This is a genomic window from Flavobacterium granuli, from assembly GCF_900129705.1.
Lineage (GTDB): Bacteria > Bacteroidota > Bacteroidia > Flavobacteriales > Flavobacteriaceae > Flavobacterium > Flavobacterium granuli.
The window spans coordinates 703,391-728,648 of sequence record NZ_FQWO01000001.1 but is presented as its reverse complement, the minus strand read 5'-3'; the positions used below and the strand labels follow the sequence as shown (position 1 = coordinate 728,648).

Genomic DNA, 25,258 nt, shown 5'->3' with positions numbered 1-25,258 from the left:
GGGGCTCACCTCTTCCCATCCCGAACAGAGTAGTTAAGCCCGCCTGCGCAGATGGTACTGCAGTTATGTGGGAGAGTATGTCGTCGCCTTTCTTTGAAAACCCTGTTTCTAACGAAACAGGGTTTTTTATTTAAAGCAAATCCTAAATCCTATTCATTAAAAATGAATAGGATTTCTTTTGGACTAAAATTTAATGATTTTATAGTATTTCAGTATGTTAAATGGTGATTAACATATGGTAATTCTTAGGTTTCTAATGAACTATTTTAAAAGTTTAATTTGTATTTTTACAAGCTATATAAAGTATATTATGAGAAAATTGATTTTATTTTTTGCATTTTTAGGGATTGTAAATGTTTATGCCCAACAGCGTCCTAAATTAGTGATTGGAATTGTTGTAGATCAAATGAAGACAGAGTATTTGTATCGTTTTTCAGATGATTTTTCTGCGAATGGTTTTAAAAGGTTAATGAATAATGGATATACCTTTCAAAATATGCATTATAATTATATGCCTACTTATACTGCTCCTGGGCATGCTTCTATTTATACTGGCGCAACTCCATCAGTTCATGGTATTGTTGGGAACGAATGGTTCAGTAGAACTTTGGGTAAAGAAATGTATTGTACAGATGATGCTTCAGTGAGTACCATTGGGAATGGAACTAAAGAAGAAGGGGAGATGTCACCTAAAAATTTGCAAAGTACTACAATTACGGATGAATTGCGTATGGCTACCAATTTTAAAGGTAAGGTCATAGGATTGAGCATTAAAGATCGCGGTGCGATATTGCCGGCAGGACATTTTGCAAACTGGGCGTTTTGGTATAGCAAAACTGGTGCTTTTGTTTCGAGTACTTTCTACGGAGAAAAATTACCGGATTGGGTAACCAAATTTAATGATGAGAAAAGATATATGGCCTATATTAATAAAGGCTGGGATTTGTATAAACCTAAGACTACTTACAATGAGAGTTTAGTAGATGACAATCCGTATGAAGGATTATTGTATAATAGTCCAGCTCCAGTTTTTCCATATAACTTGAAAGAGATGTATGAAAAAAATGATGCAGGCGTATTAAGGTCAACCCCTTTTGGGAATGATCTTGTAGCTGAATTTGCCATGAGAACAATCGAAATGGAAGAATTAGGTAAAGATGATGCTACTGATTTTTTAGCGGTTAGTTTTTCCTCTACTGATTATGTAGGACATTTGCTAGGACCACGTTCAATGGAATTACAGGATACTTATTTAAGATTGGATCAAACTATAGCTGATTTTTTAGTTTATCTAGATAAGAAAGTAGGTAAGGATAATTATTTGCTTTTCTTGACTGCAGATCATGCAGGTGCTGAAAATGTTAATTTTTTAAGAGATAATAAGTATAACGTAAGAAGTGTGAGTCCAAAAGATATTAGAACAAATCTTAAAGATTTCTCTATGAAAACTTTTGGAGCTGATCTAATTTTGAATTATTCTAGTTTCAATTTGTTTTTTAATAAAGAGACGATTAAGAATAAGAATCTAGATTTGGATGTTGTTAAAGCTTCTTTTAAAACTTACTTAATGTCTCAGGATTATGTCAAAAGAGTGTATACTGAGGAAGAAATTTTGAATGCTTCTGGAAATGATTATTTTTTGAATTTTATTGTCAAAGGATATGATGTTACCCAGAATGGAGACCTTGTTATTTTAGATAAACCAGGTTATATTGAGTATCAAGGAAAAGGAACTTCTCATGGAACTCCGTACAGCTATGATACACATGTACCGGCTATCTTTTATGGTTGGCATGTTAAAAAAGGCGAATCCTATGATAAAAAAAATATCACAGAAATTGCACCAACATTAGCTCAAAAGTTAAAAATTCCATTTCCTAATGGAACAGAGGCTAATGTTTTAGAAGAAGTTTTGAAAGATTAACTTATAATTAAAAAAGGCTGTATTTTTATTAATACAGCCTTTTTTAATACTATTAGGTTTGTTACTATTTTTATGAAGTAATTAAGTTTGAAATGATTACTTCGGTTCCTTCGGTGTAATTGTTGTTGAAATGAACAGTAACATCGTTTCTTTCTGCTAATTTTTTTACCAAATTTAAACCTATACCAGTACCTGAATCTCCTCTGGATGTTTTGCCAAGGGTGTAAAACATATCAAAAACCTTTTCATGTTGATTTTCCGGTATTCCTGGGCCATTATCACTAATGGATATTTTTTTATCAAGTTCGGAGTATAGGATGTTTATTTCTGTAACATCTTTGTCGTTATATTTGATAGCATTTGATAATAAATTTTGAATTATTTGTTTAAATGCTACAGGCTGGAATAAAATATTATGATTTAAATTCTCTTTATTAATCTTAATATTATTATCGGTATCGATAAGTTTGATGATTCCGTTAATTTCGGTTAAGATATGAATACTTTCTTTGCCTTCGTTGTTTTCTACATTCTTAGAATAATGTAATAAATCATCGATTAATTTAGACATATCCATAGCAGAGGTCTTCACCATTTCAAACAGTCCGGTAGCTTCTTCTTTAAGGTCTAGCACATGTTCTTCTTCTATAAAATCAATTAGAGACTTTATATTGTTTAATGGTGTTTTCAAATCATGAGCAATAATATTTGCAAATTGTTCTAACTCGCTGTTTTTTACCTGAAGCTTCTCATTCAATGATTTTAATTGTTGATCATAATCCCATATTTTTAAAAAGGAGTCCACTTTTTTTCTTGTAACTTCTGTAATTAGGGGTTTAAAAAGAAAATCGATGGCCCCCAGATCATAAGCCTTGTTAATATATTTAGGTTCATCGCTTATTGCTGTGACAAAAATAGTAGGTATGTTGGCCGTATCAGGATGCTGTTTTATTATTTCAACAAACTCATAACCATCCATTTCAGGCATTTGCACATCTACTAAAATGAGTGAGATTTTTTCTTTCAACAGTATTTGCAATCCTTCATTGGCAGATTGACAGCATATTATTTCTCTATTGGGATGCTCAAGCATGCTTTTTAAAGCGATTAAATTGGCAGGTTTGTCATCAATCAATAACAGGGTATGCGTTTTAGCAGTATTCATTATTCAATTTATTTATGATATTTTTGGTATTTAATTCTTGATGGTATTTGTATATTAATTTGGCCGCATTTGGCATATTTTTATATTCTGCTTCTTGGCAATCTTGAATAATTGTCGTCCCATTATTTTCTGCAATTCGTTTTAGGCCTTTGGCGCCATCGTTATTTGCTCCGGACAATAATATTCCACAACATTTTTCTTTTAATATGGCGGAAGCAGATTCAAAGGTTACATCTATTGAGGGTCTGCTATAATTGACAAGCTCTGAAACGTCTAATGAAAATGTGTTGTTTTCTTCTAATAATAGATGATAGTTTGATGGAGCTGTGTATACGATTCCGTTTTTTATAATTTCTTTGTCTTCTACTTCTTTTACAATATAATGTGTATGGTGTCTCAAAATGTCCTCAAATGAAGATTCGTAGTTTTTTAATCGATGTAAAACAATTACAATTGGGACCGAAAAATTTTTGTCCAGTCCATTTAGAATAGATAGTATTGTATTAAAGGAACCTGCTGATCCACCAATGATTATCATATTCATATTATTTTATTTTTTGGTATATTTTTTCATTTCGATCAATTTCCTTAAAATTTTCATAGACACTGCTAAATCGTAGCGATTCTTTCTTTCCCAAAGCTAAGAATCCATGAATAGGTAAGCTGTCGTAAAATAATTTTAAAACCTTATTTTGCAATTCATCATTAAAATAAATGAGTACGTTTCTGCAAAGGATTAATTGGCATTCTTTAAAAACTCCGTCAGTAACCAAATTATGATTTGAAAACAAGATGTTTTTTTTGAAATCAGAATTGATTATTGAGTTTTTTTCGTCCGAAATAAAATAATTATTAAGGGAAGCTTGTCCGCCACATTCAAAATAATTTTTGGAATAATCCTTAAAATTGATATTGGGATAAATTCCTTTTTTTGATTTTTCTATCGCATTAGAACTGATATCAGTTGCATACAATCTTGTTTTGTCATACATCCCCGTTTCTTTTAGCAATATGGCTAAAGAATAGGTTTCTTCTCCAAATGAACATCCTGCGCTCCAAATGTTTATTTTTGGATAACTGTCCAGATAGGGAAAAATATTTTTAGTTAGCGACTGATAGAAACTGGGGTCTCTAAAAAACTCACTGACATTGACCACAATTTCATTTATAAATTCCTTGAAAATTTTCGGGTTATTGATTAATTCAAATTGTAAATCGACCGCCGTTGTCATGGAATTAATCTCCATAAAACGGTTAATTCGTCGTAGCATTGAAGCTTTAGAATACTCGGAAAAATCGTAATCGAATTGTTTTTGTATCGTAAAAAGCAATTCATCTAGGTCATTAAAATCTATCATTTGTATATCCAGATGCTAATTAATGAAATAAGCTTTTGTATGTCTATTGGTTTAGACTGATAATCAGAAGCTCCTGCTTTTAAGATTTCATCGCGATCTCCTTTCATCGCTTTAGCCGTTAGGGCAATGATAGGTAAATCTCTCCATTTGATGTTTTCTCTAATTTTTCGGGTAGCTTCAAATCCATCCATTTCCGGCATCATGATGTCCATCAGTACAATGTCAATATTTGAATTGTCATCTAAAACTTTCAAGGCTTCGATTCCGTTAAAGGCAGTTAGTATTACGGCTCCTTTGCTCGTCAATGCAGCCGATAAAGCATAGATGTTTCTAATGTCATCATCTACAATTAAGATGTTTTTATTCTTTAGAATCTCGCCACCGGATAGATTAGGAGCATTTTTATATTCTCTTTCTTCTGTGGATTCAATTTTATTGATAAAAAGTAAAAGTTCGTCTTTTAATCTCTCCGTAACATCATTTGTTTTGATGACAATGCTGTCTGCATTTTTTTCAAGTTCAAGTTGGTCTTCATCAGAAAGGTTTTTTCCGGTATTGACAATGATTTTGATGTTTGGATTTTTAGATATTTTTTTTAATTCCGAAACGGCTTTGATATTATTCGAATCAGGTAAGCTCAAATCAATTATTGCACAGTCTATTTCGTCATTTTTTAAAATGTTTTCCGCTTCTAAACGCGAATGGGCTTGCATACAAATTACGTTTTTATCACTGGAATGTACTAACTCTTTTATGGAATAATTGAGTTTTACGTCATCCTCTACAATGAGTACTTTTTTGTATACCTTGTTGATCTGATTTTCTATTGATTGAAAAGCATTCTTTAATTTTTGTGACGTAATTGGTTTCACTAAGAAGTCAAAGGCGCCCATTTCTTTTGCCAGTTTCTCTCTTTTCATTCCTGACATAACATGAACAGGAATGTGTTGTAATTCAGGATCTTCTTTTAGCCATTTCAATACCGTCCATCCATCTATTCCAGGTAATTTCATATCGAGAATTATAGCTTTAGGGCTGTATTTTTTGGCATATTGAAATCCGGTTTCGCCTTGATGCGCTATAATTGCTTTAAATCCGTTATCATGTGCCACTTGGAGCAAAACTTCGGCAAATGAAGTATCGTCTTCTATAATCAGAATGGTTTTGTCATCAATGTCAGCTTTGTTTCTGTCATCTTTAATATTTGCGGCCAAATCAACAAATTCTTTTTCCGGATTTGGATATTCAGTTTCTATCGATACCTCTTCTTGGATGTTGTTTTCCTTCGCTTCAGTTGGATTTGAATTGGTGTTTTTATAAGTGATTGGGACAAAAACACTGAAGGTGCTGCCGTTGTTTAATTTACTTTTAAAGGAAACTTCTCCTCCTAGCAAAATTGCCAATTCTTTGGATATGAATAAGCCTAAACCTGTGCCACCGTATTTTCGGCTGGTTGAACTGTCGGCTTGCTGAAAGGTTTGGAATAGTTTTTTCTTGTTTTCTTCTGAGATTCCAATTCCGTTGTCTTTAATATGAATGGACAGAATTTCATTTGCAGGTAGTAATGCCAATGATGGTGTTAGGTATTCCTGTTTCTCTATTCCGGAATCAAAGGTTAGGCTTACTTCTCCTTTATTTGGAGTGAATTTGAGCGCATTAGATAAGAAATTTTTGAGGATTTGTTCAATCTTTCCAACATCAGTATTGATAGTTCTTGGACAATCATTCTTAATAATGGTTTTGAAATTAATCTCCTTTTTTTCCATCTGGGCTCTAAATAAACTGTCCATATCGGAGAAGATTCGCTCAATAACGGTCTCTTCAGGATATACTTCTACTTTACCGGATTCTATTTTAGAAATGTCTAAGATATCAGTAATCAAATTCAATAAATCTTTCCCCGAGGAGTTAATCACAGATAAATTGTCGATTTGAGAATTGGATAGATTTCCGTTCACATTTTCTTTCAACAGGTCCGAAAGGATAAGGATACTGTTCAAAGGAGTTCTCAACTCATGGGACATATTAGCCAGAAATTCAGATTTGTATTTACTTGCTTGTGCAATTTCTTCTGATTTGATATTGAGTTCTTCCTGAGCGATTGTTAAGTCACTATTTTTAATTTCTATTTCGTAGTTTTTATTCTCCAGTTCTCTTCCTTTTTCTTCTAGATAAGCATTTGTTTGCTCTAATTCGGCGGCTTGGTTTTTTAGCTCTTCCTCCGATTGTTGCAACAACAAGGTTTGTTTGTTGAGTTCTTCATTGTTCTGTCTGAGTTCTTCTTCCTGAACTTGTAGAATATTGTTTTTTCGATTAATTTCAGCAACCGAAAGTCTCAATTCTTCATTTCTGATGAATACTTCTATGGCACTTCCTACAGAATCGGCCAAGATATTTAATAATTTTTTATCGGTATCATTAAAGTTTTCGAATGATCCGATTTCGATTACGCCAATCACAGAATTTTTAAACGATACAGGTGTTATTAAAACATTGTATACAGGTGATTTTCCAAGAGAGGAAGTGATAGATGAGTAGCCGCTTTGTAAATTATTCAAACATTTTTGTTGGTTGCTTTTGAAAACCTCACCTACTAAACCTTCTCCAATTTGTATTGTTTTTGGAGTATCCTGATTCTCGGCATAACTTCCTATTTTGATTAAATCGTCTTTGTGATCAATATAGTCCGTTATATAAAACACGGCTTGACAACCGTTAGTTTGATTAATCAGGATGCTGCACAAATTACTTCCAAATTCAGTTAAATCTTTAGAATCAATTATTGACTTGTTTACTTGAATGATATTTTTCTCTAATAAACTATTTTTATTGGATTCATCATTGAATTTTTTGAGCTCTAAAGACATGTTGTTCAAAGAGTCGTTTAGCGTGTCTGATGTACTTCTTAGTTCAATGGTGTCGCCATAATTTCCCGAACTGATTTTGGCAGACAAATCAATTTGTTCTTTTATTGCCTTAATTAAGTCTTTCAAGGAATTGTTGATGGAATAGAATTCGGCATTGCCGGAAAGGTTGTGCTTAAAGTCAATTTTGCCCAATGCAATTCTCCTTATCGAACTAGAAACGTTTTTAAGGGTACTTGAAGTATTGTTTATTAGTTTGAAAAATAAAAGAAAATTAGTTAGCAATAATACAATCAATAATGTGATTGTTAAAGCGACTGAAGTGAAAGCTTCTCGCTTTTTTTGGGCGGCATAATCAATGATATAATTGAGATTGTCTTTTTCTAATTTGCTGATTTTAGAAACTATAAGAGCGGATGTATTCCACCATTTTTCGGTAGTTATATTATTTTGATTATTATTGATGACTGATTCTGAATTGGCCAAAAAAGATTTAAATTCATCTGATTTTTTATATTCAATAATTCCATTGTTTATTCCATTTTTATCGAAATTAGTCAATCTAAATTGGATACTATTATTGATTATCATTGCTTCTTGATATAGAGCTTCTAATACCGTACTAGTTGTTTTATTGGTTACTTTATTAAGAATGATTCCCCTGATTAGTGTAGTTGCATTTTCTAAATCGTTATAACAATTGAAATTATTAGCCAGTTTCGTAAATTCAGGAATTTGACAATCTATAATTTGGCTTTCAATTATGTTGTTGAAAAAGAAATTGATAGAGACATATTGATTGAATATTTTTTCAGGAGAAATTTGATTCTTTTCAGCATCAGATCGTACCTTTTTTAAAAGAGCTTTGGCAATAGTTAGATTTTTTATTATTGCCGAATCGGATGTCTTAAAATTCAAAAACCATTCGTTTGTTTCCTTAACTTTATTATCATATTCTCCTTTTCTGCTTGAATCAAATGTAGAAAGTAGGTGGAGGCCTCTTTCATCACTTATTAAATTAATTACTTTAGAGAAATTAGCAATGTTGTTTATGTTTTGTAAACTATGATCAATTTTAGTGTATTTGTTGTAGGAATTTTGACTGTTAGTAAAGGTTAGATACACTAATCCCGAAACGGGAATCAAAAGAATTAAGATTAACTGTGTTTTAATAGATAGGTTTTTCCACATAGGTTTTTGGGGCTTTGGTGGGTAAAAATAGCGAAATAATTTTAAATAAATTAGAGTGTTTTTTATACGCTTTTTTAAGGTCTAGGATTATGCCTGTTGCGGTTTAAACGGTACCGGTTTTATTCAAAAAAAGCCATCCTGTTTTAACAATAGGATGGCTTTTAATTTTTTTAAAAAATAGGATTCTATTTTTGATTTTTGATTGACTTTATGTAGTCAGTTAGTTTTTTTCCGTAGAGTGATTCTGCTACTTTTGGAGTCATTGATTTGTGAATGGTATCCAAATATTTGATGTTAATATCGTAAATTTCTGATAAAGCAATATAAGGCGCTACTTCATATTCTTTATTGTTGATCGCAAAGTTAGTTGCAAATAAATACTTTCGTTTTAGGTTAGATTCTTGTTTTGCGGTCAAACTATCTACTGCCTTAGCGTTATTACTTTTTATCGCTTTGAATTTTGCTTCGATCAAATTTAGGCTTTCGTCTTGAAAGCGGGAGTTTATTTTTCGGTATTCTTCAAACAATTCTTGATTTTTTGAACCCGATATTTTAGCTCCAGCAATGTAAGAATCCAGATTGGTTTCGATGTTTATATTTCCCGGTTCAGCAAAAAAGGATATATTATTGTCTAATGAATTAGTCATGCCTCGGTCTAGGTATAAGTATAACATTTCAGGAGACTCTAATGCAATGTTTCTTTCAAAGGTAGAATTGCCATCGATAATAATCGAATCAATAGCAACAAGAGTAGTGTCTTGGACTCTTTGGATGTATAAAGTTCCTTTTTTTAATCCTTTGATATTTCCGGTAAGATGTAAATTGTTTTTTGGTTCATTTTTGTTACATGATGATACTAAAATCAGTGTAACTAATGCAAGAATTGATTTTTTCATTGGTGTTTATATTTTGGCGCAAAATAAAGAAAATTGTTGGAATGATTTTAGTGCTGATTAAAAATTCATAAAAAAATCCCAATCTATTTCTAAATTGGAATTTTTTTGATTTTTTTTTAAAATTTAGGCTTTAAGCCAAGCTTCTTTTAGTTGGTTTTTAGAGCTGTCAGTCGATTTAAAACTTGCTTTTTCTTCATAAGGGAGTTTTACTTTTCCTTTGATAAGCTGCTCCTTACCGTCGCGTTTTATTTTTATGCTGATAGAGTCATTTTCTTTCCAGCTTTGGCTAGCCGAAATCATATCATAAATATTGTCAAGTGAATAGGCCTTGTCATTTATAGACATCAAAATGTCATTTCCTTTGAGACCTAAACTGCTATAAAAATCGTTTAGTTCGATTTCAGGAATAACAAGGATTTCTTTGTTTTGCGGGTTTACGGTTATGTATGGAGATTGACCTTTTAAGAAAACATTAGTAGCTACTTTTTCGGTTGTTTTTGTTAATCCCACTTTGGCTAAATAAGTAGCGTAAGGAATAGGAGTTGTACCAGCCACATGGGTTTTCAAAAAATCGCCTACTTCAGGATAGGTCAATGAAGTGATTTTTGCAAAAAGTTCTGCGTCATCAAAAGGTTTTGAAACACCATATTCTGCGGATAATTTTTGCATCAAATCGAGGATTCCTCTCTCCCCATTGCTTTTTTCTCTAATGATGATGTCTATACACATTCCGATAAGTGCTCCTTTTTCATAGACGTTTAAGTATTGGTCTTTGTAAGGTTGTTTCAATACATTGGCGCTCATGGTTGTGAAAGGCATAGTGTCATTCATAGCAGCAGCATGAGTGATCTTATCAGCGATACGATTAATAAAATCGTCTTCGGTAATTAGACCTTGGTTGATTTGAAAAAGATTGGCAAAATATTCCGTAACTCCTTCATACATCCATAAATGCTCAGACATTTTTGGGTCATTATAATCAAAATTTTGAATCTCTTTGGAGTGAATTGTCAAAGGTGTTAAGATGTGAAAAAATTCATGAGAAACCACATCCATCATCGATTTTACCAATTCTTCTTTTGGTATCAATTCCGGCATAACTACCGTAGTTGCAGTAGGATGTTCTAAGGCGCCAAAACCTTTGGCATCATTCTCTTGCATCGTGGACAGATAGAGTAAAACGGTATACTTTTTAGTGGCGTTTATTTTGCCTAAAAAAGTCTTTTGAGCCGTCATCATTGTTTTCATTTCAGGAGTGATACTTTCAGCAGTGTATTTGCCAGATGGGGAATAAACTGCAATTTGTATTTCCATTCCATCAACTGTAAAAGTGGTGTAATCCGGTTTAGAATACATAACCGGGTTTTCGACTAATTCAGCATAGCGAGCCGTTATAAATTTATCAGCTGTATCGCTTGGATCCAAATCTGTCATCGAAGTAGCGCCCCAAAGTGTTGCCGGATGCGAAACAGTGACTTGATAAGGTGTAGCCATTTGATTTGTAAAATAACCTACAAAACAATGGGTGTTTAACATGATATTCTTGCCGGCATCAATATTAGAACCTGCAGGTGAAAAGATTTCATCACCACCAAATTTTTTCCCAGTTTCGGTATCAAAAGAATCATTGACTAAGTAAGTGATTTTGTCCAAAGTTTTGGCATTGGCAATAGACCAGGAATTGCTATCTGTTTTTTTTACATTGAGTAGATTTCCTTTTTTGTCGTAGGCTTTTAAATCATCAATATATCTTCCGTAATTGTCCTCTGAATAGGTTCCGGGAACTGTTTTAGGGATATGATAGCTAATTTCATCAGTCAAAATAGATGGAGGATTGACTGTAACCAGAACTTTGTCATCATTTATTTCATTCAGATTAATGTTAACCTGAACCAGTTCTTCTTTTTTTGTAACAGCTGATGTTGAAGCCGTTTTACAACTCCAGAGAACAGTTGTAAAAGCAAAAGCAAAAAGTATTTTTTTCATTATGTGTTTTTATTTTAGCTATAAGTCTTTTAAATTTTTAAATGTTACAATTTATAATGATTTAATAAAAAGAGTAATAGTAGTGACCAATTTTACGGTTACGGGCAAATTTGGATCAGTGTAGGATTTCATATTTTCGGAATTATCTCCCTTAATTTCTTTAAAAATATGATTCATGTCTTCAATAATAGCAAGTTTCGCTTCGGGTTTGGCTTTTTTTAATAATTCAGCTTCGGAAACTGTCACTTGCAAATCCTTAGTTCCGTTAAGGATGAGCACAGGAATTTGTAGTTTCTTTATTTCGTTTTGTGGATTGTATTTTATCCAAGAGATCATATAAGGTTGAACGCTTTCTCTGAAAAGTGAAGCTAACATTTGATTTTTTAATTCGAATGTTTTTCCGGTTTTTAGCGTTTCGAGATTTTTTTGAACCTCTTCTTTTAGAAAAGGAGCCTTTTTTTCTATTTGTTCCACTATAATTGCATCAATTGTTCGGCCGGCTCCAGCCAATGAAATGTAGGCATCGGCATTCCCGTTTGCGGTAATCATTCCTATTAATGCCCCTTCGCTATGGCCGGCAATGATAATTTTGTTGTATTTCTTTTGGTTTTTAAAGAAGGTCAATATGTCCTTAGAATCTTTTATAAAATCATCAAAAAGAAGCGTCTTTTCATCCATGGTTCCGGCAGCCATTTGAGCAATAATTCTTTTGTCATAGCTGAAAGTGGCAATATCGTTTTTTGCCAAATCTTCTGCTAAATATTTCAAAGAATTGTTAGTCATTCCTTTTTGATTCCCATCTCTGTCCGTGGGTCCGGAACCCGCAATTAGAATGACAAGATTTGTTTTTTTATTTTCCTTTAAAGGGGAATACAAAGCCCCTTGTAGTAGTGGATTGATCGTTATTTCCTTTTTGTTAAAAGAAATAAGATCTTTGTTTTCCTGTGAAAAACAAATTGTTGAAAGTAAAATTAAGAGTAATAATATTGGTTTTTTCATTATTTGGTTTTAGTTATAAGTCCTTCTAAGGATGAGAATGTTACAGTTTTTGCATAAAAAAACTCCCTTAAGCGGGAGTTTCATTTTTTAGTCTAATTTGTTTTTTATGTAATATTTTCCATCCAAATCTTCGTCAAAATCATCAATTTTAACTGGTTTTGGTTTCGGTTTATTTGCTGCAGCTTTCTTTTTCCACATTTCAAATTTTTCTGCCGGCATCTTCTTTTTCATAATCTCAAGAACCTCTTTCTCGACCAAGCCAAATTCCTTTTTAATGATTTCAAAAGGATTTTTTTCCTCTAAGGCCAATGTAACAAGTTTTTCTGTTTGTTCCCAGTTTAATTCTTTGCGGTTACTCTTTTTCATCACGTGAAAATTAATTCTAATAGTTTTAAATGATTAATATAATTGATCCTAAATTAGATACCAATATTAATAAAAAAAATAATTACTTCTTGTCAAAAAAGGATTTTTTTTTAGAGTTTAATAATTTTTTTATCGTACCGTTTTTGAAACGGTATTTTTAATAAATTTTTTAATTGGTTGTGCTCTTCGATCTTCATGTGTGTGTCTACTCCATAAATAATTTTTTCTTTTGGTAGCGCCATAAAAGTTCCGAAAAGGCGGTCCCAAATAGAGAAAATATTTCCATAATTACTGTCGGTATAAGGAAGTTTATAATGATGGTGTACTTTATGCATATTTGGGGAAACGATAAAATAACTCAAGACGGTATCCCATTTTTCAGGTATAGAAATATTGGCATGATTGAACTGACTTGCAATGACCGAAAGGGTTTGGTATAAGAAAACCATCCACATGGGACTGCCTACAATTAAAACGCCTAAGGTTGTAAATGCAAACCGGATGACACTTTCTCCGGGATGATGCCTGTTGGCCGAAGTGGTGTCAATCCAAGTGTCAGTGTGATGAATCAAATGAAAACGCCATAATATTTTTGTTTTATGTTCGATAAGATGAACGAGGTAGGCGCCAATCAGGTCCAGCAGAAGTAAACCAACTAAGGTGTAAAGCCATAAAGGCATTTGCGGAAGCCATTGCAGAATGCCAAATTGATTCGTAATAGTCCAATTGGCCGTTTGCAATAAAATAAAAGCCAAAAGAAAATTAATTACTATAGTTGTCAAGGTGAGGAAAATATTGATTCCCGCATGATGCCATTTTTTATAATTGAAGTTAAAAAGAGGAAAGGCATTTTCAATTAGCCAAAAAAGAGTAATGCCACCCACTAAAATCAAACTTCGATGCGATGATGGAATGCTAGAAAAATAGGAGATGATTTCAGTCATAAGGCAAGTGTTTGTTTCAAATTTAATGATTTTTCAGGTTGAAAATTATTTGATAAGCCGGAAAGTCAAATTTATTCTGGGGCCAATAGGTTTTGCTGTTTTGGGAATTTGATGTTTCCAGAAATGTTGCGTACTGCCTTTCATCAACAATAGGCTGCCATGTTCCAGAGTCATACTTTTCCTGAGTTCTTTGTTGGAATTGTGTTTGAGTTGAAAATTTCGTTCAGCTCCAAAACTCAAAGAAGCAATCGATGGGTTTATTCCTAATTCTTTTTCATTGTCTGCATGCCAGCCGTTGCTATCTTTTCCATCGCGGTATTGATTGAGCAAGACGGTCGTAAATTTGGTACCGGTTGTGCTTTCAACTCTTAATTTTATTTTTTGCAAAAGTAAATTCCAAGGATGCGGTTCCATTTTTATATTAGAATAGGAATAGGTCTTTCCCTCATTTCCATACAAAGCAGTCAATCTGGGTTGTAAATGTTTCTTGCCATAAACGGTGATTTCGTCCTGTTGCCAAGGAATGCAATTCATCAATTCCTCATAAATTTCATCGGCTTCTTTTTTGTTGAAAAAAGCGGGATAATATATGATTTCTGCATCTGGCAGATGGAGCGGAATAGGATCTAATTGAAAAAGTGATTTCATGGTACAAAAATAAAGAGAAAAATGAAGGGACTAGATTTTGTTTTTCTCTTTAGAAATAATTTAAGATTTTTAAGTTTTATTGAATTTTATCTATTTTTTTGCATTAGCTCAACTAAAAATATCAAAGGTAATTATTGGAAAAAAGTATATTGAAAAGCCCAGTAAATCAAGACTAGTTGTAAAGGCATGCGTAAAAACAAGATCCATTTAGGTAGTCCCATTCTTGCTTTTTCATTGTTGTACATATAGACATGCGTTGGAAAAACAGCAATCAATAAGGCTATTATTCCCCAGGCAGCATATTTAGAAAAAAAAGGAATACACAGCAATACTGCCAAAATAATTTCGGACAAACCACTTATTACATTCAATAATTTGGGGTTGGGGAAATAAGGCGGGATGATTTTTAAATAAATACGAGGAGATCTGAAATGGTTTATTCCTGCGAGCAAGTACACTAAAGCCATTATATAGAGATGCCAAGGTAAAGTCATAATGAGAAGTTATTCATTACGAATTTAATAAAAAATTAACGATAAAACGCGAAGAGCTGTTAATTAAGTTGTTTTTTGAAATTGATATTCATAATTATAATTGCCAGAATAATTAAAAGAATTCCAAACCATTGGATTCCATTTACCTCTTCATTCAAAAGCATATAGGCCATCATCACTGAAACTGGGAGTTCTATAGCCGAGACAATACTCCCTAATCCGATTCCTGTAAGAGGGAAGCCGGCATTCAAGAGCATCGGTGGAATTATGGTTCCAAAAAGGGCTAAAACAATTCCCCATTTGAGAAAAATAGCAAAGTTAAATGCGGCGGTTTGTGTGACTAAGGCAAATGAAAACACAATCACGGCGCCGCCAAGGAGCATATACAAACTGCGTTGAGCCGAAGAAATCCCAACAGCAACACGATTTGCGGTAAACATTGTTGTGGTGAAAGAAGCTGCTGCCAAAACTCCCCAAAGAATACCTCGCCAGTCCAGTTCTATGGTGGCGTTAATTAGATTAGTAGCCAAGACGGTTCCTATTAAAACAATCACCACCGAAATGATTTTTTGGGTCGAAGGGATTTTTTTCTCTAAGATCATTTCAAGTAAAACACCCATCCAGACCGTTTGCATCAATAGGACAATTCCAATAGAAACCGGAATGTATTTTACGGCCAAATAGTAGAAAAGACTCGTCATTCCTAAGGAAGTTCCAGCGAGCATCAAATGGAAGATGTTTTGTTTTGAAGCTTTTGGAGCTGTATTTTTGTTTTTTATCTTTTGAAACAGATTCAAAAACAATAGTCCTATAATTCCATATATAAATTGAGAAGTGGTGACTTCGGCTGTAGTAAAACCTTCGCCATAAGCCATTTTTACAAAAGTAGCCAGCATTCCATAACTGGTGGCACCAAAACCCACTAAAAAAACGCCCTTTAATACACTGTTTTTAATCATTTTTTTATTTCAAAATTCCGGCAAAGATAGCGCTTTAAGTTTTGAATTGGCTGTTTTGCTTTTTTATATAATCCAGTAAATCGAGATTGCTATTCTTGTCAATTTAATAAAAAAAACCTGCAAAGAAGGGTTTGCAGGTTTTGGATATACGAATGAAACTATTCTTGGTTTTTTGTGAGCAGAATCAATAAAAGTGCATTTCGGGGATGTTGTGCTATAGATTTACACCAAATAAATAACCAACTAAAGCAGTCAGTCCCATTGCGATGGTTCCCCAAAAAGTAATTCTAATAATTGCTTTGGTCATACTTGAACCGCCAGTTTTTGCTGCCAATGATCCCAAAATAATTAGGAAGAAAAGAGCAAATCCATAAAGAGAATATTCCATGTTTTTTAATGGCATAAAGAGAGCGACTAAAAGCGGAAGCACTCCGCCTAAGGTAAAAGCGGCGCCTGAGGCAAAAGCGGCTTGAATGGGCTGGGCCTGACTGATTTCATTAAGACCTAATTCGTCTCTAATGTGCGCCCCTAATGCATCGTGCTGTGTTAATTCAGTTGCAACGGTTAGTGCGGTTTCTTTTTTCAAACCTCTTTTCTCATAAATCTCTGCCAATCGCTGTAATTCTAATTCAGGGGTTTCTATTAGTTCCTGTTTTTCCCTTTCAATATCCGATTTTTCAATATCTGTTTGAGAACTTACAGAAACGTATTCACCTGCAGCCATTGATAAGGCACCGGCAACTAAGCCTGCCAAAGTTGTAAAAACAATTAATTCTCTGTTGTCACTCGCTGCCGCAACCCCTATTGCCAAACTGGCTGTAGAAAGGATTCCATCATTGGCTCCCAGAACGGCTGCTCTAAGCCAGTTGCTTCTATGGATATAGTGATTGTCTAAATAATTATCTGCTTGATTTTCCATTTTTGTTTTGGTGTAAATGTTTTAAATTCAGTACAGTATTTTGTGAGCGATGTCACAGTTTTGTTCTCTTTAGCTACTTTCAAGTTGCTAAAACAGCTTTTTTGACTAACCGAAAATACGAATTAAAAGGATAATTATACTGATTTTTGCCACAAAATATTCTATAATAAAGACTCTTAGGAACCCGCTTCCAAAGTCAGCGACGTTTGCGCAGCAGCTACACTTTGTGGAGAGGTGTTTTTTATATCCGCATGATTGTCATTGCGAGGAACGAAGTAATCTCATTGAGTAATTCGACAAATTTGCGCATTGTTTTGACCATGGTTTTAAATTGAAAAATAGGTATTATTCAGTCATTATATCTCTAATTTCGTCAAATAAATCTTTCTATGTTGGATTGATAGATTGAATCAATTTATTTTTGGCAGCTCTTGAACCCGCTTTTATTTGTTTTTCACGGGCTATAGCATCTCCAATCCATTTAAATTGCTCATAGTAAACTAATAGGTTTACATCGTATCTGGCTGAAAATGATTTTGGATATTTCTTGTTTTTATGTTCTATAATTCTTTGCGGAAGATTTGATGTGACACCCACATACACTACTGTTTGATATTTATTAGTAATGATATAGACAAATCCTGGTTTCATCTTTTTTAGTTTTATGGAGAGGCTAGTAATGTAGTTGCATTTTACATACTAGATTTGCTCCTTATAGTGAGATTGCTTCGCTATCGCTCGCAATGACTTAAGCCACCAAGTTTGTCATTGCGAGGAACGGAGCAATCTCATTTAGTAACTCTACAAAGTTGCTTTTTTTGTGGACATGGATTGCAAATCCATGCTTTCGGGTTTTTCTATATAAATGTCCTTATACTTTCTGTGGCATGTAAAATTCTACTTTCTCACATTTTGGACAAACGTATAAATCGAATTTTTCTCGGTTAACAAAAGCCTCAAATAAATTTCCAAAAAAACCGATTCTTGCGCCTTCGTGAAATTTGTAATCCCCTGCAAATACTAAAGGAATATTACATCTTAAACATTCGATTTCTCTGCTTCCTTTTATCGTTTCTTTGTTTTCAATGACTTTGTTCTCAGTCATGCTATAATTACAATTTCAGCATAAATCCCAATTATCTTCAATTTCTGATTCGCAGTTCGGACAAGTTTTCATATATTTTTTAAATTATTTTGGATACTATTTTGGTCTTATTTATTTGTAATTAGCTATAAATCATTGATATACTCAGTTTTTACTCATATTAAAATCTGGATAAGCCCAACTGAGTTTTATTTTTAGTTTTTCAAATATATTGAAATATTCCTACAAAATATATCTCGAGAGGAAACGAAATTATTAGCCCCGATAGCAGTGGAAATCCTTTTACTTTTTCTTTTAAAAGTAAAAGATTGCAACGAATAGCGGGAGGGGAGTTCTTATGAAAATCAATCGATTTGCTCCAAAAAAAAAAAGACCCACAAGTTTTCACTAGCAGGTCTTATTTTTAAACGGTTAAACGAATAATCAAATAACCGAATATACTATTTAATCATTTCAAAACTTCTTTTTACAAAAGCAGTCAAAGCTTCTCCTTTTAATAGGTTTTGTGACAGTTTAGCCAAGTCTAAAGCTTGTTTTACCAAGTGCTCTTGGTCAGCCTTATCGGCTGTGTTTAGAATGGTGGTTGCCAATGGAGAATTAGTGTTTACCACTAAATTGTACATTTCTGGCATGTTGCCCATCCCGAACATTCCGCCACCACCTGATTGGCTCATTTCTTTCATTCTTCGCATGAATTCCGGTTGGGTGATGATGAAAGGGGCTGCCTGGCTGTCCATGGCTTCCATTTGCACACTATAAGTTTGTTTTGGAACGATGGTTTCTAAAACAGTTTTCAGGCTTTCTTTTTCTTCATCTGACAATTTTGAAATTGCTGTTTCTTCTTTTTTGATCAAGTTGTCGATGTGGTCTGAATCGACACGAACGAAAACCAAATCCTTATTGTCTGACTCCAGTTTTTGGATTAAATGCGAGATAATCGGAGAATCAAGAAGCAATACTTCGTATCCTTTTTCCTGTGCAATTTCGATATAAGAATGCTGGGTTTCTTTGTTTCCGGCATATAAAACAACCAGTTTTCCGTCTTTGTCGGTTTGTTTTTCCTTTAAGTTTTCTTTTAATTCCTCAAGCGTATAATATTTGTTTTCTACAGTTGGGTACAAAACAAAAGCGCCTGCTTTTTCATAGAATTTGTCTTCGGATAACATTCCGTACTCTAAAACAATTTTAATATCGTTCCATTTGGCTTCAAAATCTTCACGGTTTTCATTGAATAATGATTTCAATTTGTCAGCCACTTTACGGGTAATGTAGTTCGAGATTTTCTTAACCGCCGCATCGGCTTGCAAGCCAGAACGAGAAACATTCAAAGGAATATCCGGTGAATCAATCACTCCTTTTAGCATTGTTAAGAATTCAGGAACAATTCCTTCTACATTATCCGTTACATATACCTGATTTTGGTACAATTGGATTTTGTCTTTTTGGATTTGCAAGTCAGCACCCAGTTTTGGGAAATATAAAATTCCGGTAAGGTTGAACGGATAATCTACATTTAAATGAATGTGGAATAAAGGTTCTTCAAATTGCATTGGATACAATTCATGGTAGAAAGTTTTGTAGTCTTCATCCGATAATTCGGTTGGTTGTTTAGTCCAAGCCGGATTTGGGTTGTTGATGATATTGTCTGTTTCAACCGTTTCATTAACGTAATCTTCGGGAGCGTCTTCCGGTTTTGGAAGTGTTTCCTTTTTGGTTCCAAATTTAATTGGAATAGGCATGAATTTATTGTATTTATTCAATAAACCGCTGATTTTAGAATCTTCTAAGAATTCTAAAGAATCTTCGGCAATGTGCAAAATAATTTCAGTACCACGAGAGGTTTTATCTGCTGGTTCCAAGGTAAACTCAGGACTTCCGTCGCAAGTCCAATGGGCAGCTGGTTCGTCTTTGTAGGATTTGGTGATGATTTCCACTTTGGAAGCCACCATAAAAGCAGAGTAGAAACCAAGACCAAAATGTCCTATGATTCCGGAATCTTTAGCCGTGTCTTTGTATTTTTCCAAAAATTCTTCGGCACCAGAAAAAGCCAATTGGTTGATGTATTTTTCTACTTCATCAGCTGTCATACCGATTCCCTGATCGATAATGTGTAGTTTTTTGCCTTCTTTATCAATTTTTACTTCAAGAATTGGGTTGCCATATTCTACTTTGGCTTCGCCAATATTCGTAAGATGTTTTAGTTTTAATGTTGCATCAGTCCCATTCGAAATTAATTCACGTAAAAAAATCTCGTGATCACTGTATAGGAACTTTTTGATTAATGGGAAGATGTTTTCTACCGAAACATTAATTTTTCCAGTTGTCATATTTAAATTTTTTATAGGGTTTTACAATCTCTTCGAATACTTTCAAATAGAATACCAATTAACGGGCAAGTGACAAATTGTCGTAACTGCTAATTTTGAAACAAAAAAAATAAATTTTAAAACAATTTCAGCCTGTAGGATTGTATCTTTGTACTAGTTTAACTATAAAACTATATGACAATGAAAAAAATAATTTTTTTAGCGGCAATAACCTTAATGTTATTTTCGTGCAAAACGTCTTCAATTACTGAGAAGAAATTAGACAGAAATTCACAAGTTGCTTTAAAAGGGAACTGGGTAATTAGCTCAGTGACTTATCCTGGGTCAGAGTACATAAAAGTAAATAGCTTTCAATTGGCTGATTCCAAATGTTTCGAAGGAAGTACCTGGAAATTTGTTTCTAACAATAACAAAGGAAATATGGCTTTGACAAAATATGATTGTCCAGCCTTTAGCTCACCAATAACTTGGTTTATCAATGCTAATGGAGAATTTATTTTGAAGATTTTGGATGCTGGTGAAAAAGCTAGAAAAGTAAGAGACGGTTATGTGTTACACATCGCTAATCAAACCGAGAGTTCTTTTCAGTTGATCGATAAAATCAATGTGGGCGGAAAAGCAACCGATGTGGTGTACCAGTTTCAAAGAGCAAATTAATTAAGATAAAAAGATAGAGATATGAAAAAGATTTCAGTAGTTACAATAGCATTAGTAATGGTTATTGGATCAATGTTTACCAGTTGTGAAGCGTTGAAAAACACGAATAACACGCAAAGAGGAGCCGGAATAGGAGCTGCGAGTGGGGCTGTAATAGGCGCTATTCTAGGTAATAATCTTGGGAAAGGCGGAAAAGGAGCCATGGGTGCTGTTCTTGGAGGCGTTGTTGGTGGTGTTGCCGGTGGAGTTATTGGTAACAAAATGGACAAACAAGCCAGACAAATTGACGAAGCGCTTCCAGGTGCCGAAGTGAAACGTGTGGGTGAAGGAATTCAATTGGTTTTAAACGAGAACGCAGTGCGTTTCGATACTAACAAATCTACTTTGACTGCTTCAGCAAAAGCCAATTTGAATAAGTTAGTTCCTGTTTTTCAAGAATATGCCGATACTGATATTACGATATTTGGTTATACAGATAGTACAGGACCTGCTGATTATAATTTGAAACTTTCAGGTGAAAGAGCAGCTTCAGTGAGAAGTTATTTAGTGAGCAAAGGGATTTCTTCGGCTAGATTTCACGTAACTGGAATGGGAATTGCCGATCCAATTGCATCAAATGAAACCGTTGAAGGTAGAAGTCAAAATCGTCGTGTTGAGTTTGCTATTACTGCAAATGACAAAATGCGTCAAGATGCTGAAAAAGAAGCCGGAAACTAAAACAAACTTTTTTTAGTTATAAGAAATCGCCTCATTTTAAAATTGAGGCGATTTTTTTTATCACAAAATCAGATTTCGTCAATTTATCTTTGCCAAAGAAATCTATCTTTGCAGACTCAAAATTTCATTAGTACAACATGCTTCAAGTTCAAAATATTTCTTTTGGTTATACCGATAAAAAGGTAGTTCATACTATTAATTTTACAATAGAAAAAGGGCAGAATATAGCGGTAATTGGCGAAAGCGGATGCGGAAAGAGCACGCTTTTAAAACTGATTTACGGCTTGTATGATCTGGATGAAGGACAGATTTTTTGGAATGAAACCGAAGTGTTGGGGCCAAAATTCAATTTGGTTCCCGGAATGCCATTTATCAAATATTTGTCGCAAGACTTTGATTTGATGCCTTATATTACTGTGGCGGAAAATGTAGGCAAGTATCTTTCGAATGCGTTTCCGGAACAGAAAAATGATCGAATTGAGGAATTGCTGGAAATTGTTGAAATGACTGAATTTGCAAATGTAAAAGCAAAATATTTAAGTGGTGGTCAGCAACAAAGAGTGGCTTTGGCAAGAGTTTTGGCTTTAGAACCGGAAATACTATTATTAGACGAGCCTTTTAGTCATATTGATAATTTTAGAAAAAATGCACTTAGGAGAAACTTGTTTGCCTATTTGAAATCCAGAGGAATTACCTGTATAGTTGCTACCCATGACAGTACAGATGCGCTTTCTTTTGCCGATGAAACCATTGTATTGCAAAACGGATTTATAGTTGATAAGGCAGATTCTCATAGTTTGTACAATAATCCCATAAATAAATATGTGGCTTCCCTTTTTGGAGAAGTCAATGAGTTGCGTCTGTCACAGCTGGTTCCTGTTGATGGAGAGGACGAAATGGTTTTGCTCTATCCGCATCAGCTTAAGGTGGTAGACAATGGCTTAATGAAGGCGGTTGCAAAACAATCTTATTTTAAAGGAAGCCATTATTTGATCAAAGCGGTTTTTGATCGAAAGGTGATTTTCTTTGAACACGACAAACCTTTGGAACTAAACCAGGAAGTAACCTTGATGATATCCTAAAAAAGCAAAACCCGAAATGGATTCCATTTCGGGTTTTGCTTTTTTATAGAATGAAGAACTTAATTTTTCAAGTATTTTTCTAAAAATTGATCTTGCTCCCAAAGTAGGTGTAAGATGTTCTCTTTTGCCACATATCCGTGTGATTCTTTAGGTAAGATTACCATTCTCGCTGGCGCTCCAAGTCCTTTTAATGCTTGAAAGTAACGCTCTGTTTGAAGGGTAAAAGTTCCAGGATTGTTGTCGGCTTCACCGTGAACCAGCAATAGAGGTGTTTTCATTTTATCCGCATTCATAAATGGAGACATGGCATTGTAAACTTGTGGTGCTTCCCAATAATTACGCTGTTCTGACTGGAATCCAAAAGGAGTAAGCGTTCTGTTGTATGCTCCACTACGGGCAATTCCACAGGCAAAAAGATTAGAATGTGTCAACAAGTTGGCTGTCATAAAGGCTCCGTAAGAATGTCCTCCAATGGCCACTTTTTTCTTGTTGATATAACCCAAAGCGTCAACTGCATTAATAGCCGCTTCAGCATTGTCTACTAGCTGCGAAATGAAATTGTCGTTTGGTTCTGTAGTTCCTTCACCAATAATTGGGAAGGCAGCATCGTCTAAAACCACATAACCTTTGGTTACCCAATACACGAATGAACCATAATAAGGAAAGGTAAATTCATTTGGGTTTTGGCTGCTTTGTCCTGCTGAATTTTTGTCTTTGTATTCGGCTGGATAAGCCCAAATCAATAAAGGCAATTTTTCTTTTTTCACTTTGTCATAACCAGCAGGTAAATACAAGGTTCCGGATAATTCTACTCCGTCTTTTCTTTTGTATTTAATCACCTCTTTACTCACATTTTTGATGCTTTCAAATGGGTTTTGGAAGTTGGTGATTGGTGTTAGTTTATTGTTTTGTTTGATGTTTCTGAAATAATAATTCGGATAATCATTTTTAGACTGTATTTGAACTAATACGGTTCCTTTTTTGAAATCTTCAATAGACAATAAATCCTCTTTCTTGTCTTTGTAAGTTGAGGTATAAAGTCTTTTGGTTTTTAATGTTTTTAAATTAAATTCATCGATGAATGGAAATTGACCATTTTTAGTAAAACCATCTCCTATTAAAAATAAATTATTGTTTTCAATGGCTAATACGCGTTTTCCGTATTGGTTTTTGATCGTTTCAAAATTTCCAGGATCAGAATAAATGTCTTGAGAATTTCGGTCCGAAATTACTTTTGGCGCTTGATTAGCATCCGATGGGTTGATTAAATAAGTTTTGGTATTTCGGGTATCATACCATTGGTCAACAACAACAGCAGTTGTTTCATTTCCCCAAGTTATGCCCGCATAACGTTGTTTTGTCTTTACGATTGAAGTAGGAGCAGCGTCAAAAGGAGCATTCCATTCAGAAACTTCGTCTCTAAAATCAACCTTGTTTTCTGGATTTCCTTTGTCTAAAGCTTCTACAAAATACAAAGTAGCCGGTTTATCACTTCTCCAGTTCATGCTTCTTTTTCCAGTTCGTGTCGCCATAAAACCTTTTGGCATAATTTCGAATAATGGAACTTCATTGACTGTTTTTATCATTTTCCCCTCTTTGTCATAAACTACTGTTTTTGACGGAAAACGGTTTAAAGGAACAATGTATGAAAACGGTTTTTCAATTGTAGATATCATCAGGTAGTTTCCATCAGGAGAGAAATCTTCTCCGGCGTACATATCAGCGCTTTTGAATAAAGTGGTTTCCCCGTTGGTATTTACTTTGTACAATTCGGAAGTAATGATGTTTTCAAAATTAGCTTCGTCATTTTTGTTTTTCAAAAGATCCTGATAGGTTCTGTTTTGCGATTTTGAACCGTCGGCATTGGAAACAATTGGCCCTAAAGGCAAATCTTTTTTGGCATCCAATAAGGCAGCTCTGTTTTTCGGCAACATTTTAACTAAAATAGTTTCATTGTCCTTGAACCAGCTGAATGGATTTCCAAGATTCGCATTTACATTTGCAGCTGTCAATTTTGTAGCTTTTGCGGTAGCAACATCAATAACCCATAATTCTACTCCTGTAGCTGTGGTGTGCGAAAAAGCAATTTTCTTTTCATTAGGTGACCAAGATAAATTGCTGATGCGTGGATTTTCAGGTAAACCAGAAACCTGAGTTTCGTTTTTGGCGGTTATTTTTCTGATTTTTAAATTATTGATATAAGTAACCGTACTGGAAATATTGGTAACGGGATTAATTCTTAAACCTCCTAAACGCATTTCTTCTTGGTTCAGATCGTCTAAAGTTTTATAGGTGTTTCTGTAGGACAATAGCATGTATTCTTTTTTGGTATCCATAGATACCGAAGGCGCTCTTTCGAAATCGGCCAAATCTAAGATGGATTTGGATGGTTTTTGGTATGTTAGGTTTTCTTGCGCAAACGCAGATAGACCAAGGCATAGAAATAAAATAAAGCTTGCTTTTAATTTCATAGTTGATTTTTTTGGGTTATATGAGGGTAAATTTAGCTATTTGTCTATTGAAGTCCAAGCTTGTTACATTTCAAATGGAGATTCCTTTGCTGAATGAGCGATAAACTTCTTTGAGGCTAACATAAATAATACGATTTTGAAAGAAAGTTGATCTCAGGAATAGATATAAATGGATAGTTATTAAAA

Annotated in this window: 21 protein-coding genes and 1 rRNA gene; 5 read left to right on the top strand and 17 right to left on the bottom strand. The window is 34.0% G+C overall.

Features of this window, described 5'->3' with window-relative positions; translation table 11 throughout:
- Positions 1 to 92 (top strand): 5S ribosomal RNA (rrf, locus tag BUB25_RS03070); the annotation flags it as partial.
- A 218-nt stretch (positions 93 to 310) separates the two neighbouring features.
- Complete coding sequence (gene pafA, locus BUB25_RS03065; RefSeq protein WP_072939654.1) at positions 311 to 1,924, top strand: alkaline phosphatase PafA; 1,614 nt, start codon at positions 311 to 313, stop codon at positions 1,922 to 1,924.
- 70 nt (positions 1,925 to 1,994) lie between these two features.
- On the opposite strand, the gene BUB25_RS03060 is transcribed toward pafA, so the two are convergent.
- The 16 genes from BUB25_RS03060 to htpG all read right to left on the bottom strand — a co-directional run bounded on the left by BUB25_RS03060 (position 1,995) and on the right by htpG (position 20,145).
- Positions 1,995 to 3,089 (bottom strand): hybrid sensor histidine kinase/response regulator, encoded by a 1,095-nt coding sequence (locus BUB25_RS03060; protein WP_072939652.1) that lies wholly within the window; start codon positions 3,087 to 3,089, stop codon positions 1,995 to 1,997.
- A complete protein-coding gene (locus BUB25_RS03055; protein WP_072939649.1) occupies positions 3,076 to 3,633 on the bottom strand; it encodes a chemotaxis protein CheB in 558 nt (185 codons plus the stop codon). The genes BUB25_RS03060 and BUB25_RS03055 overlap by 14 nt, the downstream gene beginning before the upstream one ends.
- 1 nt (position 3,634) lies before the next feature.
- Entirely contained in the window at positions 3,635 to 4,447 is an 813-nt protein-coding gene (locus BUB25_RS03050; RefSeq protein ID WP_072939628.1) for a CheR family methyltransferase, read from the bottom strand.
- Entirely contained in the window at positions 4,444 to 8,502 is a 4,059-nt protein-coding gene (locus BUB25_RS03045) for a response regulator (RefSeq protein WP_072939625.1), read from the bottom strand. Before BUB25_RS03045 ends, BUB25_RS03050 begins: the two co-directional genes overlap by 4 nt.
- Positions 8,503 to 8,687: 185 nt before the next feature.
- On the bottom strand, positions 8,688 to 9,398 hold the full coding sequence (locus BUB25_RS03040; protein ID WP_072939622.1) for a DUF4369 domain-containing protein: 711 nt from the start codon (positions 9,396 to 9,398) through the stop codon (positions 8,688 to 8,690).
- Between the two features lie 123 nt (positions 9,399 to 9,521).
- Positions 9,522 to 11,384 (bottom strand): M61 family metallopeptidase, encoded by a 1,863-nt coding sequence (locus BUB25_RS03035; protein WP_072939618.1) that lies wholly within the window; start codon positions 11,382 to 11,384, stop codon positions 9,522 to 9,524.
- Between the two features lie 51 nt (positions 11,385 to 11,435).
- Positions 11,436 to 12,383, bottom strand: coding sequence for an alpha/beta hydrolase (locus BUB25_RS03030; protein ID WP_072939615.1), 948 nt, complete (start codon positions 12,381 to 12,383; stop codon positions 11,436 to 11,438).
- Between the two features lie 87 nt (positions 12,384 to 12,470).
- Positions 12,471 to 12,749 carry a DUF2805 domain-containing protein gene (locus tag BUB25_RS03025; protein ID WP_072939612.1) on the bottom strand — a complete coding sequence of 93 codons (279 nt, stop codon included), beginning with the start codon at positions 12,747 to 12,749 and terminating at the stop codon, positions 12,471 to 12,473.
- Between the two features lie 110 nt (positions 12,750 to 12,859).
- Positions 12,860 to 13,693, bottom strand: a complete 834-nt coding sequence (locus BUB25_RS03020; RefSeq protein ID WP_072939609.1) for a sterol desaturase family protein — start codon at positions 13,691 to 13,693, stop codon at positions 12,860 to 12,862.
- 45 nt (positions 13,694 to 13,738) lie between these two features.
- The gene (locus BUB25_RS03015) at positions 13,739 to 14,341 is read right to left on the bottom strand and encodes an alpha-ketoglutarate-dependent dioxygenase AlkB family protein (protein WP_072939606.1); all 603 of its coding nucleotides are present in this window, start codon (positions 14,339 to 14,341) and stop codon (positions 13,739 to 13,741) included.
- A 131-nt stretch (positions 14,342 to 14,472) separates the two neighbouring features.
- Positions 14,473 to 14,835: a DoxX family protein gene (locus BUB25_RS03010; protein ID WP_072939603.1), complete on the bottom strand. Its 363-nt coding sequence runs from the start codon at positions 14,833 to 14,835 to the stop codon at positions 14,473 to 14,475.
- Positions 14,836 to 14,894: 59 nt separating this feature from the next.
- A complete protein-coding gene (locus tag BUB25_RS03005) occupies positions 14,895 to 15,794 on the bottom strand; it encodes an EamA family transporter (protein WP_072939600.1) in 900 nt (299 codons plus the stop codon).
- Positions 15,795 to 16,008: 214 nt separating this feature from the next.
- Complete coding sequence (locus BUB25_RS03000; RefSeq protein ID WP_072939598.1) at positions 16,009 to 16,713, bottom strand: VIT1/CCC1 transporter family protein; 705 nt, start codon at positions 16,711 to 16,713, stop codon at positions 16,009 to 16,011.
- A 387-nt stretch (positions 16,714 to 17,100) separates the two neighbouring features.
- Positions 17,101 to 17,364 (bottom strand): GIY-YIG nuclease family protein, encoded by a 264-nt coding sequence (locus tag BUB25_RS02995; RefSeq protein WP_072939597.1) that lies wholly within the window; start codon positions 17,362 to 17,364, stop codon positions 17,101 to 17,103.
- 220 nt (positions 17,365 to 17,584) lie between these two features.
- Positions 17,585 to 17,818 (bottom strand): hypothetical protein, encoded by a 234-nt coding sequence (locus BUB25_RS02990; RefSeq protein WP_244533802.1) that lies wholly within the window; start codon positions 17,816 to 17,818, stop codon positions 17,585 to 17,587.
- A gap of 440 nt (positions 17,819 to 18,258) precedes the next feature.
- Positions 18,259 to 20,145: a molecular chaperone HtpG gene (gene htpG / locus BUB25_RS02985; protein WP_072939594.1), complete on the bottom strand. Its 1,887-nt coding sequence runs from the start codon at positions 20,143 to 20,145 to the stop codon at positions 18,259 to 18,261.
- Positions 20,146 to 20,325: 180 nt separating this feature from the next.
- Between htpG and BUB25_RS02980 the strand changes: the two genes are divergently transcribed.
- The 3 genes from BUB25_RS02980 (at position 20,326) to BUB25_RS02970 (ending at position 22,601) form a co-directional block, all read left to right on the top strand.
- On the top strand, positions 20,326 to 20,802 hold the full coding sequence (locus BUB25_RS02980; protein WP_072939821.1) for a lipocalin family protein: 477 nt from the start codon (positions 20,326 to 20,328) through the stop codon (positions 20,800 to 20,802).
- A 21-nt stretch (positions 20,803 to 20,823) separates the two neighbouring features.
- Complete coding sequence (locus BUB25_RS02975) at positions 20,824 to 21,519, top strand: YiaD family glycine zipper/OmpA-like lipoprotein (protein ID WP_072939591.1); 696 nt, start codon at positions 20,824 to 20,826, stop codon at positions 21,517 to 21,519.
- Positions 21,520 to 21,656: 137 nt separating this feature from the next.
- Positions 21,657 to 22,601: an ABC transporter ATP-binding protein gene (locus BUB25_RS02970; RefSeq protein WP_072939587.1), complete on the top strand. Its 945-nt coding sequence runs from the start codon at positions 21,657 to 21,659 to the stop codon at positions 22,599 to 22,601.
- Positions 22,602 to 22,660: 59 nt separating this feature from the next.
- On the opposite strand, the gene BUB25_RS02965 is transcribed toward BUB25_RS02970, so the two are convergent.
- The gene (locus BUB25_RS02965) at positions 22,661 to 25,072 is read right to left on the bottom strand and encodes a S9 family peptidase (protein WP_072939584.1); all 2,412 of its coding nucleotides are present in this window, start codon (positions 25,070 to 25,072) and stop codon (positions 22,661 to 22,663) included.
- Positions 25,073 to 25,258 lie beyond the last annotated feature (186 nt).

Coding starts and splice junctions, on each gene's coding strand:
- BUB25_RS02965 (WP_072939584.1), bottom strand. CDS start 25,072: ATGAAATTAAAAGCAAGCTTTATTTTATTTCTATGCCTTGGTCTATCT.
- BUB25_RS02975 (WP_072939591.1), top strand. CDS start 20,824: ATGAAAAAGATTTCAGTAGTTACAATAGCATTAGTAATGGTTATTGGA.
- BUB25_RS02980 (WP_072939821.1), top strand. CDS start 20,326: ATGAAAAAAATAATTTTTTTAGCGGCAATAACCTTAATGTTATTTTCG.
- BUB25_RS02970 (WP_072939587.1), top strand. CDS start 21,657: ATGCTTCAAGTTCAAAATATTTCTTTTGGTTATACCGATAAAAAGGTA.
- BUB25_RS03025 (WP_072939612.1), bottom strand. CDS start 12,749: ATGAAAAAGAGTAACCGCAAAGAATTAAACTGGGAACAAACAGAAAAA.
- BUB25_RS03050 (WP_072939628.1), bottom strand. CDS start 4,447: ATGATAGATTTTAATGACCTAGATGAATTGCTTTTTACGATACAAAAA.
- BUB25_RS02990 (WP_244533802.1), bottom strand. CDS start 17,818: ATGACTGAGAACAAAGTCATTGAAAACAAAGAAACGATAAAAGGAAGC.
- BUB25_RS03005 (WP_072939600.1), bottom strand. CDS start 15,794: ATGATTAAAAACAGTGTATTAAAGGGCGTTTTTTTAGTGGGTTTTGGT.
- pafA (WP_072939654.1), top strand. CDS start 311: ATGAGAAAATTGATTTTATTTTTTGCATTTTTAGGGATTGTAAATGTT.
- BUB25_RS03060 (WP_072939652.1), bottom strand. CDS start 3,089: ATGAATACTGCTAAAACGCATACCCTGTTATTGATTGATGACAAACCT.
- BUB25_RS03035 (WP_072939618.1), bottom strand. CDS start 11,384: ATGAAAAAAATACTTTTTGCTTTTGCTTTTACAACTGTTCTCTGGAGT.
- BUB25_RS03055 (WP_072939649.1), bottom strand. CDS start 3,633: ATGAATATGATAATCATTGGTGGATCAGCAGGTTCCTTTAATACAATA.
- BUB25_RS03040 (WP_072939622.1), bottom strand. CDS start 9,398: ATGAAAAAATCAATTCTTGCATTAGTTACACTGATTTTAGTATCATCA.
- htpG (WP_072939594.1), bottom strand. CDS start 20,145: ATGACAACTGGAAAAATTAATGTTTCGGTAGAAAACATCTTCCCATTA.
- BUB25_RS03045 (WP_072939625.1), bottom strand. CDS start 8,502: ATGTGGAAAAACCTATCTATTAAAACACAGTTAATCTTAATTCTTTTG.
- BUB25_RS03010 (WP_072939603.1), bottom strand. CDS start 14,835: ATGACTTTACCTTGGCATCTCTATATAATGGCTTTAGTGTACTTGCTC.
- BUB25_RS02995 (WP_072939597.1), bottom strand. CDS start 17,364: ATGAAACCAGGATTTGTCTATATCATTACTAATAAATATCAAACAGTA.
- BUB25_RS03030 (WP_072939615.1), bottom strand. CDS start 12,383: ATGAAAAAACCAATATTATTACTCTTAATTTTACTTTCAACAATTTGT.
- BUB25_RS03020 (WP_072939609.1), bottom strand. CDS start 13,693: ATGACTGAAATCATCTCCTATTTTTCTAGCATTCCATCATCGCATCGA.
- BUB25_RS03015 (WP_072939606.1), bottom strand. CDS start 14,341: ATGAAATCACTTTTTCAATTAGATCCTATTCCGCTCCATCTGCCAGAT.
- BUB25_RS03000 (WP_072939598.1), bottom strand. CDS start 16,713: ATGGAAAATCAAGCAGATAATTATTTAGACAATCACTATATCCATAGA.